The sequence below is a fragment of the Deltaproteobacteria bacterium genome, from assembly GCA_030654105.1.
Taxonomy (GTDB): domain Bacteria; phylum Desulfobacterota; class SM23-61; order SM23-61; family SM23-61; genus JAHJQK01.
Window position 1 is genome coordinate 1 of sequence record JAURYC010000336.1, and the last position, 9,861, is coordinate 9,861.

Annotated in this window: 9 protein-coding genes; 8 read left to right on the forward strand and 1 reads right to left on the reverse strand. The window is 48.2% G+C overall.

Translation table 11 applies throughout. From position 1 onward, the window contains the following. Nucleotides 1–854 (reverse strand): helix-turn-helix transcriptional regulator (locus Q7V48_14745; protein MDO9211984.1); only part of this gene is annotated, 854 nt, incomplete at its 3' end. A gap of 291 nt (nt 855–1,145) precedes the next feature. Here Q7V48_14745 and Q7V48_14750 point away from each other — a divergent pair. The 8 genes from Q7V48_14750 to Q7V48_14785 form a co-directional block, all read left to right on the forward strand. Beyond that, nucleotides 1,146–1,424, forward strand: a complete 279-nt coding sequence (locus Q7V48_14750) for a hypothetical protein (protein MDO9211985.1) — start codon at nt 1,146–1,148, stop codon at nt 1,422–1,424. Continuing rightward, nucleotides 1,421–2,671, forward strand: coding sequence for a hypothetical protein (locus Q7V48_14755; GenBank protein MDO9211986.1), 1,251 nt, complete (start codon nt 1,421–1,423; stop codon nt 2,669–2,671). Before Q7V48_14750 ends, Q7V48_14755 begins: the two co-directional genes overlap by 4 nt. 234 nt (nt 2,672–2,905) lie before the next feature. Further along, nucleotides 2,906–3,811, forward strand: a complete 906-nt coding sequence (gspC, locus tag Q7V48_14760) for a type II secretion system protein GspC (protein MDO9211987.1) — start codon at nt 2,906–2,908, stop codon at nt 3,809–3,811. A 61-nt stretch (nt 3,812–3,872) separates the two neighbouring features. Next, nucleotides 3,873–5,897 carry a type II secretion system secretin GspD gene (gspD, locus tag Q7V48_14765; protein MDO9211988.1) on the forward strand — a complete coding sequence of 675 codons (2,025 nt, stop codon included), beginning with the start codon at nt 3,873–3,875 and terminating at the stop codon, nt 5,895–5,897. Between the two features lie 189 nt (nt 5,898–6,086). Next, complete coding sequence (gspE, locus tag Q7V48_14770) at nt 6,087–7,778, forward strand: type II secretion system ATPase GspE (GenBank protein MDO9211989.1); 1,692 nt, start codon at nt 6,087–6,089, stop codon at nt 7,776–7,778. 171 nt (nt 7,779–7,949) lie between these two features. Then, complete coding sequence (gene gspF, locus Q7V48_14775) at nt 7,950–9,176, forward strand: type II secretion system inner membrane protein GspF (GenBank protein ID MDO9211990.1); 1,227 nt, start codon at nt 7,950–7,952, stop codon at nt 9,174–9,176. Nucleotides 9,177–9,198: 22 nt separating this feature from the next. Further along, on the forward strand, nt 9,199–9,690 hold the full coding sequence (gene gspG, locus Q7V48_14780; GenBank protein ID MDO9211991.1) for a type II secretion system major pseudopilin GspG: 492 nt from the start codon (nt 9,199–9,201) through the stop codon (nt 9,688–9,690). Next, nucleotides 9,680–9,861 (forward strand): prepilin-type N-terminal cleavage/methylation domain-containing protein (locus Q7V48_14785; protein ID MDO9211992.1); only part of this gene is annotated, 182 nt, incomplete at its 3' end. The genes gspG and Q7V48_14785, both read left to right, overlap by 11 nt.

Sequence of the window (9,861 nt, forward strand, 5' to 3'; positions counted from 1 at the left end):
CGGCTCCGAAATTCCTTGGAATTGAGGATTTCGATGAAAGCCTGGACCCCCCGTTCAAAAAAAGTGGATTGATCGAGGAGCATATCGAAGCTCTCCTGGGTTAAGGGGATGAAGGATAAGCCTAAAAGTTTTGATACCGAACCTGTGGCCAGGCCCACATCGGTCTCTTTGGCCAAGATGGAGAGTCCCACTTCAAAGTGGGTATAAACTTCATTCTCATATCCCTTGATCGACGAGGCGGGAATCTTGAGCTCCCGAAGATGATGATCCAGGAGCACTCTTGTGCCGGAGCCTTTCTGCCGGTTAATAAACCGGATCTTCGGCTTGGCCAGATCCTTGAAACCATGGATGTTTAAGGGATTTCCAGGGGCTACCAAAAAGCCCAGGTCCCGGTTGAAGAGATTGATAACGACGGCCTTCAGGTTAGGCAGATAAGTGGATAAAAAGGGAATATTGTATTGGCCGCTCTTCGGGTCGAGTAGGTGCGACCAGGCAATATCCGTATATCCCTGGTTCAGGGCCTTGAGTCCATCCGTGCTGCCGGTGTTGGCGGAAAATATGTAGAACTCTGGATAGGCCTTGCGGATATAGGTCTTGAGAATGTCGAGGATCGGATCATTGCTTCCAGAAGCCAAAAGCGCTCCTTCAATCTGCTTGCTTTTTCTACGGGCCTCAGCCATGCCGGCTCGAGCGTTGGTGTCAATCCACTCATCAATCAATTTTTTAGGGAAGATCCATTTTCCGGTAACCCGAGTGGAGGGGATCCTTTTGGACTTGATCAGAGCGTAGACCTGTTTCTCATGGATGCCCAAGTATTGGGCTACCTCTTTTGTGCTCATGATTTCTTCTGACATTGGTTTCTCCTCGGTGCGATCCCATCATAAAATAGTCCTAAATTTTTGTCAAAGAAAATTTTTACAAATAATTACTTTTTATTACTATTTTTAACAATTAAAGGCCAGATTTCTAAGGCTAAGTTTCCTTTTTACGAATGAGGAAACCAATTTCTGCGCTCTTCCTAACGTCCTTTCAATTTAGACCTTTTTTTGGTATAAATTTATATAGTAAAAATCCTTTTAATGAAATTAATTTTGTCCAGAATGTTGAAGAGAATTTTAAAGACATTAATGGTAGGAGTACTGTTTTTGATTCTTTTAGGGAATCTCGGGGCAGGGAGTATGAAGGTGGATAAAGATGAGATTGAGGTGACCGGAAAAGTTTACCTGATGGGGGGTGAGCCTTTTACGTATGTGGGGATTCAATTGGATGATGGCAAAGTTTACGCTTTGTCAGGGAAGCATGAAAAGGAACTCCGTAGCCTTCAGGGGAAACGCCTTACTGTCAAGGGCAAGTTGGGCGGAAAAACAACCCGCGGAGTAGAAGCCATAGAGGTGAAATCTTTTAAGGTATTGGAGTCAAAATGAGAAACAAGAAAAGGCCTGGATGTAAAAAATATCTTCGGCTTATTCTGTTTTTAACTGTAATTACCCTGTTTTTCTTTGGACAGATAGATGAATCATCTGCCAATCCAGAACCTGCTCCAATCAGCGGAACACCGAAGCTTCATCAGCAAAAACTCAAGCTTTATCGAGACTTCGGGACTCAAGGGACGATCGAGGCGGAAATAAATCGGGGTAGTAGAATTTTGGCCGATGTTGTAGGCCAACCAGTTTCGTTTTGGGCCTTTGATTTTAACTTTCCTACTAATGACCTCAATGGATATTACCCGACTACAGCTATCTGCGTAGATAGTACCCGGTTGAGTACAGGATATTATTTAAATATTTATGTTGAAAATGGCCAAAATGTCTCGACATCAACAATTGCCAGCATCCGCAATGAGTTTATCATCACAATTCTCCCAACAGAAACAACTTATTTTGGCAGTCCCCCAATAGGAAATTTTACGATTCTCATCCTGGATATTCAGGATGATTATGATCCCGCGATCATTGGTTCAACATATGTCTCTGGTTATTTTGATTCACGCAATGAATATTCAGGCAGTTCGTATAGTAATGCTCGCCACATGATTTACATGGATTCGTATCCCGGTCAGCCAGGGACCACAACGTTTTATGGCACACTGGCCCATGAATTTCAGCACTTTACCCACTTTGGCAAAGACCCGAGTGAAGAAAGGTGGGTCGAAGAGGGTCTTTCGGGTTTGGCCGTGTTTGTTTGTGGATATGGCCACCGCCAGAGCCATGTCACCGCTTTCGCCGAGACTCCGGGCACCAGCCTGACGTACTGGGAAGATAATTTGGCCAATTATGGGGCAACTTATTTGTTCATGCTTTACTTGGCAGAACATTATGGCGGGGCCACCTCCACTAAAAATATTGTTGCCAATACCGGCCGGGGAATCGATGGAATTAATAACGCCCTCTGGCAAAGTGGTTACGCTGTTACCGTAAATGATATTTTTAAAAATTGGGTTATTGCCAATTATTTGAACAATTCTTCAATCTACGGCGGAATTTACGGCTACACCGACAGTTTCTACGGCATCTCCCGCGCCCCGGGAAACATCCAGATCACCAATTCTCATAGTTTCTATCCTGCTTTAGGCATGGGAAGCGTTAATCAGTATGCGGCAAATTATATAAAATTTAGCAACCTCGGGGGAACCTATGACACTTTTATCTTGATTAAAAGAAGGAGGGGTTGACATCTGATACCAAGAGAGGGTATATTGGCGACAAAATAAACCATTCTGGACGCAGATTCACCCTGTTAGATAGGGAACATCTAACAGGGTAAACACAGATTTTTAGGATTTAAAATAACCCGTAAGGCGTAAGACGCTAGGGGAGGGAAAAACGCGACTAACGGTTTTTAAAATTTTGCATTTTTATCTGCGTTTATCTGCGAAAATCTGCGTCCAAATTAAATAGGAATTCCGATGGTCAGAATGCTCACCAAGCATTTCTGGGTAATTCATCTAATTTTTCTTGCCGCCGTTGCGTGGCTAGTTGCTCACCTTTTTGTCGTGATCATTCAGGATCGATTGACCATTTCTCCTCAACCTTCTCCAGCAGGGAGTTTACCTCCTTTCCAGGCAGAAAGGCAAGAACCCTATGACCGATATGCCCCGATCACAGCAAGCAACATCTTTAATCCCGGAGAAAAAGGGTTAAAATTACTTCCCCTGGATGAAATGAAAACAGCCGGCACCGCAATTGGGGAAATTTCTGGAGGCGCCAAGCCTTCAATGCCCGGAAGTTACAAGCTGGTTGGCACTATTAGTGGCCCTGGCGATCGTTCCTATGCCATTATTCAGGAAGGGGCGGACCGCAAGCAGAAAATCTACCGTTTTCATGAAGATATCGACGGAGGAAAAATTGTCAAAATATCCCGGGATCACATTGTTATCAAGCGCCAAAAAGAAGAGGAGGTATTATCCTTCATTTCCAAAGAGGTTCGTCCTCAACCGGTGGCGGGCTCTCCGCCCCCACCCGCAACAGGAGAAACAGTGAGAAGAATGTCGCCCAACCGCTTTCTCATCAACCGTGAGGACGCAACGGCGTCTGTGGGAGATGTCAATAAATTTATGACCCAGGTCAGAATGAAGCCCCATTTTGTGATGGGCCAGCCGAGCGGATATTCCGTTTCCGAGGTCATCCCGGGTAGTTTGATTGAAAAGATTGGCTTCCGCAATAATGATATAATAAAAAAAGTTAATGGCCAGATGATTAACAAGCCTGAAGAGGTTTATCAGGCCTACTCCCAGCTATTGAGGGATTCGAATATTGAGGTGGAAATCGAGCGGGGAGGGCGATCGGAAATTTTTCGATATGAAATCAAATAATAAAAAGGCGCTCTCACGGTTTTATCTTATTCGCTAATTTTAATGCAGGGGAGAAACCCTTATGGGAGAATGGATTAAACGTATGTCGCTCGTCCTGATCTTTTTTCTGGGCGGGATAGAAGTATCCTTCCTACCGATTCGGGATGCAGGGGCTGAAGAGAAGAAGCCAACCGAGGTCAAAATGCCCCAAAAGCCGCTACCGGAAGATTCCCTGATTACCATGGATTTTCAAGATGCGGACCTGAACGTGGTTATCAAGTTTATCGGGGAGTTGACGGGAAAGAACTTCCTGGTCAGCGACCAGGTTCGCGGCAAGGTAACCATCATCTCCCCTAAAAAAATCACTGTGCGGGAGGCCTATCAAGTCTTCGAGTCCGTGCTGGAAATGAACGGATTCACAGCTGTCCCAGGAACGGATGCAACCAAAATCATCCCCTCAGGTATTGCTCGCCAGGCAGGCCTGGAGATCCACGAAGGAAAAGAAGCCAGCGCCGTTAAAGTCGAAGACAAAATGATCACCCAGATCATTCCTTTGGAACATGGCTCCAGCGATGAAATACGCACCCTTTTTGCTCCTTTGATTTCCAAGGATGGGACGATTATTTCTTATAAACCTACCAACCATCTGGTCATCACCGAGAGGGCGTCGAATATTCATCGCCTGTTGAAGATCCTTGAACAGATTGACGTACGGATTGTTGAAGAAAAAATTACGGTTTTTTTGTTGGAGTTTGCTTCGGCCAAATCAATGGCCGAGAAAACAACCCAACTCATCTCTTCAGATCTTCGCTCACCAGGCCCGGTAAGGACACCCGGCCCATCCGCCCCCCAGCGAGTTGTTAAAGTCATCCCGGACGAGCGAACCAACAACTTGATAGTCCTGGCCAACCGGCGAGACACCCAGGAAATCCGGGAGCTTATTTCGAGTTTAGACAAGGAGGCTCCCAAAGGGAAAAGCACGCTTCATGTCCGTTATCTGGAAAATGCCCGGGCCGAAGAACTGGCTAAAGTCCTAAGCGGCATCGTAGGAAGCAAAGCCAAAGCCGCTTCACGGCCTCAACCACCTCAGGCTCCGGCCCAGGTGGAAGAAATCTCCATTACGGCCGACAAAGCAACGAATTCCTTGGTGATCACTGCTTCTCCCCAGGAGTTTATGGAACTGGAAGAAGTGATCCAAAAACTGGATACGGTGCGCTCCCAGGTCCTGGTAGAAGCGTTGATCGCAGAGGTATCCATGGAAAAAGCCCTTCAAATCGGAGTGGATTGGAGGGTGATGGACCAACCCGTGGAGGGAAGCGTTCGGGGGTTTGGCGGAACGGATTTTGGACTCGTCAGCGGCGTCCAGAGAGGAACATTGGCGGATCCTGGCCTTATCCTTGGTATGACGCGGGGATTTATCACCATTGGAGGGCAACAATTTGTCAACTTAGGGGCCTTGCTCAGAGCATTCCAGAAAGACACGGATGTAAACGTCCTGTCCACGCCTCACCTCCTGACCATGGATAATGAAAAAGCGAAAATCATCGTGGCTGATAACGTGCCGATCCTGAAAACGGACCTTACAACCCCCCTGGCTGCCTCTACCACAACCGCTACTAATATCGCCGTTTCCCGGACTTTCGAATACAAGGATATCGGCATCCAAATGGAAATTACCCCCCATATCAGCATGGGATCGATGGTGCGCCTGGAGATATCTACGGAAGTGAGCAACATCACTTCGATCGATCCCACCAACCCGGGTTTTGTCACCACCCGAAAGCGGCAGGCCAGCACAACCGTGGTAGTGGAGAGCGGTCAAATGATGGTCATTGGCGGCTTGATTCGGGATGACCGCACCGAGGAAACCAAAAGAGTTCCCTGCATTGGAAACGTTCCCATTTTAGGGTGGCTGTTCAAGACCTACGGTGGATCGAAGAGTAAGACCAACCTTCTGATCTTCATTACCCCGCACATCATCCGCAGCCCGGAAGACGCGGAGAAGGCTACGGCCAAGAAAAAGCAAGAAGCGGATGAGAGTTTAAAGAAGCTTCAGAAAGAGCGGCAAAAAGAAGTCAAGGATACTTACGACATGCTCATAGAGTGAGTTCATTGTATAGGAATTTTCAACTTTAGGCACTTTGGTCACTTAACTTGATTGTATAGGAAATTCCTTTTTGGACACGGATGTACACAGAAAGTCGCTTAGCGCTTAACGCTATGCGCATAGCGTCTTTTTTGTATCTGCGGTTATCTGCGTAAATCTGCGTCCTATTAAATTTTGGGTATCCATCCAATGTTAGATAAAATCGTCGTCGAGATCATTCAGGAGAAGAAAGGAATTTCCTCCGAAGCCGCGGCCGACCTTTTAAACGGCCAAAAGGGAAAATCTTTTGGAACCTTAGCGGTGGAAAAGGGATTGCTGACCGAAGATGAGCTCCTGACCAGCCTGAGCAAGAAACTGCGGGTTCCTTACGTTAAAAATTTAGAAGAAGAAGGATTAGACCCCTCGCTGGTTTCCAGGGTACCTATTGTTTTTTCCAAAAAGCACAAGGTGGTACCTATGAAAATGGAGGATGGTATTTTAACCGTAGCCACGCCGGACCCTTTGAATTACGAACCTCTGGATGACCTCCGGTTAATCATCGAGTGCCAGGAGGTTCGGGTGGTATTGAGCAGTGAGCGGGAAGTGGTGAGGGCAATCAACCGTTTTTACGAACAAAGCGCCGATACTCCGGAAGAAATGATCCAATCCATGGACGCGGAAAGCAGCGACCGTATCCTCCATGAATTGGAAGAGACCGCGGACCTCTTGGATATAAGCGACGAAGCCCCCGTGATCAAGCTGGTTAATCTCATTCTTTTTCAGGCAGTGAAGGAGAGGGCCAGCGATATCCATATAGAACCTTTCCAGAAAGAATTAAAAGTCCGGTACCGCATCGACGGCATTCTTTACCAACGGCTCGACCCACCCAAGAGGTACCAGTCCGCCATTGTTTCGCGCCTGAAGGTCATGGCCAAAATGGACATTGCCGAAAAACGCCTGCCCCAGGACGGCAGGATTCCTATCAAGATTGCCGATAAAGACATCGACATCCGTGTTTCCATAATCCCCACCACCTTTGGCGAAAGGGTGGTTCTGCGCCTGCTGGATAAGCAGAGCCTGCTCTTAGGAATGGGGGAGATCGGACTTTCCCCCGATAAACATCAGACCTTACAGGATTTGATTAGTCGGTCCAACGGCATCCTGCTGGTAACCGGGCCTACAGGCAGCGGAAAAACGACTACCCTTTATGCAGCCCTGAGCCAAATCAATTCTCCAGACAAAAACATCATCACCATTGAGGATCCGGTAGAATACCAGCTTTGGGGGATCGGTCAGATTCAAGTCAATCCCAAAATCGGCCTCACCTTTGCCCATGGTTTACGTTCGGTCCTGCGCCATGATCCGGACGTGATCTTGGTGGGTGAAATCCGGGATGCCGAAACCGCCGAGATTGCCATTCAGGCCGCCCTGACCGGCCATTTGGTTTTCAGCACCCTGCACACGAATAATGCGGCCAGCGCGGCTACCCGCTTGGTGGATATGGAGATTGAACCCTTTCTTGTTGCTTCCGTGGTCCGGGCCATCGTTGCCCAACGCTTGATCCGGGTCATCTGCTCAGAATGTAAAGAGGGCTATGTACCCGAACCCGAAATGTTGAAAGAAGTGGGGATCACCCCGGAACAGTTAAAAGGAGGTAAAGTTTATAGAGGAAAGGGCTGTCCAGCCTGTTCGGGAACAGGGTACAGGGGACGGACCGGAATTTACGAGATCCTGCTTGTATCCGAGACCATTCGCCAGCTGATCATGAAGAAGGCTGACTCGGTCTCCATCGGGCGCCAGGCAGTTGAAGAAGGAATGAAAACTCTGCGAGAGGACGGCGCCCGGAAAATAGTAGAAGGTATTACTGCCCTGGAAGAAGTGGTGCGGGTTACCCAAGAATAAGAAAGAACGTAAGGCGTGAGGCGCAAGGTGTAAGGAGCAAAGTGCAAAGTGCATAAAGCAGGGCAAAGACCGCAAGGAAAAGGAAAAAGACGATAAACGATAGACCAATGACCAATGACTATTAACCCAATAACCCAATGACTTAATAACCCAATTACCGGAGTCTTTTCATTGCCCATCTTTGAGTATGAAGCGCTGGATAGCGCGGGAAAATCCGTTCAGGGAATTATCGATGCTGAAAGCGCCCGCACTGCCCGGACGAAACTCAGGAGGCAGGGATTTTATCCGACGGAAATCCGGGAAGAAGCGATGGCCACGGAAGAGCGAGCTTCTTCTCTCAATATTTTTTCTTTTCTTTTTGGGCGGATAAAAGCACGAGACCTCGCCCTCTCTTCCCGGCAACTGGCTACCCTTATGGAAGCCGGTATTCCTTTGACTTCTTCTCTCTCGGCCCTGATTGAACATTTGGGGCATCCCCTGCTGAGAAAAACCTTTACCCAAATTCGGGAGCGGGTTCGGGAAGGAAGCAGCCTGGCTGACGCCCTTTCCCTTCACCCTCGAGTGTTTTCCCCCTTGTTCATCGGAATGGTTCGGGCCGGGGAAGTAAGTGGAACGTTAGCCCTTACCCTGTCCCGATGGGCGGACTTCAGCGAACATCAGGTGGCTTTGCGTCAAAGGACCCGGGCGGCCATGACCTACCCGATCTTCATGTTTGTTATCGGCGTGGGTGTGCTTATTTTTTTAATGACCTTCGTGGTTCCCACGGTGACAAAAATTTTTTCGGATGTAGGTCAGTCGCTTCCTTTACCAACCGTGATCCTGATTTCCGTAAGCGGTTTCCTGAATCGTTTTTGGTGGGCTTTGCTGGGTGGCTTTATCATCTTCGGTCTTTGGCTGAGAAGATACGTGCGGAGCGAATCAGGAGCTTTGGTTTGGGATCGCCTGAAGCTGAAACTGCCCGTGGTGGGAGACATTCACCGCCAATTGGTCATTTCCCGCTGGTCCCGGACCCTCGGAACGTTGTTACATGGTGGGTTGCCACTGCTTCAGGGATTAGAAATTTCCCAGGGCGTGGTGGCCAATCGCCTCTTAAGCAAAGCCCTGTCTCAGGCCCGGGAAAAAATTCGGGAAGGGGAAGAATTGGCCTTTACTCTCAAACAAAGCGCTCTCTTTCCTTCCTTAGCTTTGGAAATGATTTCCGTAGGGGAAAAGAGCGGTGAACTGGGGAAGATGCTGGAAAAAATAGCCGTGGTTCTGGAAAACGAGGTGGAAGCAGCGCTGCAGAGTCGGATGTCCCTGTTGGAACCGATCATGATCCTGATTATGGGGGTGGCCGTTGGATTTATTGCTTTGTCGGTTCTCCTCCCCATCCTGGAAATGAGCCAGATTGTCCGTTGAAGTCACCAAAGCGAGGGGGAAAATGATTTTATCGATTCAAAAAGTAAAGCACGGGAAGGAAAGAATTTCTAAGCATAAACGGAAAGTCCTCTTTTCCACAAAAAAAGGGTTCACCCTAATCGAACTCATGGTGGTCATCGTTATCCTGGGCATTCTGGCCGGCCTCGTTCTTCCTCGATTTATGGGCAGGACAGAAGAAGCCAAAAGGACCAAAGCCAAACTACAGATGGAAAACCTGGAGGCTGCCTTGAAGCTTTATAAATTGGACACCGGGAGCTATCCCGGTACCGAGCAGGGGCTGGAAGCTCTTGTCCAGAAACCCACTACGGGGGTTATTCCGAAAAACTGGCGGGAGGGGGGGTATTTGGAAAAAGGGCAGATTCCGCCGGACCCCTGGGGGAAGCCTTACGTTTACCTTTCACCGGGAGTGAAAAACAAAGACTTCGATCTGAAATCTCTGGGTGCCGACGGGGAAGAAGGTGGAGAGGGCGAGAATCAAGACATTGAAAGATGATCTTCTGGCCGGCAATAAAGGATTTACCTTCGTCGAATTGACATTGGTTATCCTTCTCCTGGGGTTCATCCTCCTCCTGACTTTCCCGAATTTCCGTGAATCCATCGCGCCCCGGGACTTGAAAAAGGCCGTTTTGGGTTTTGTCGGAACCCTGAGGTATACTCAGAGTCA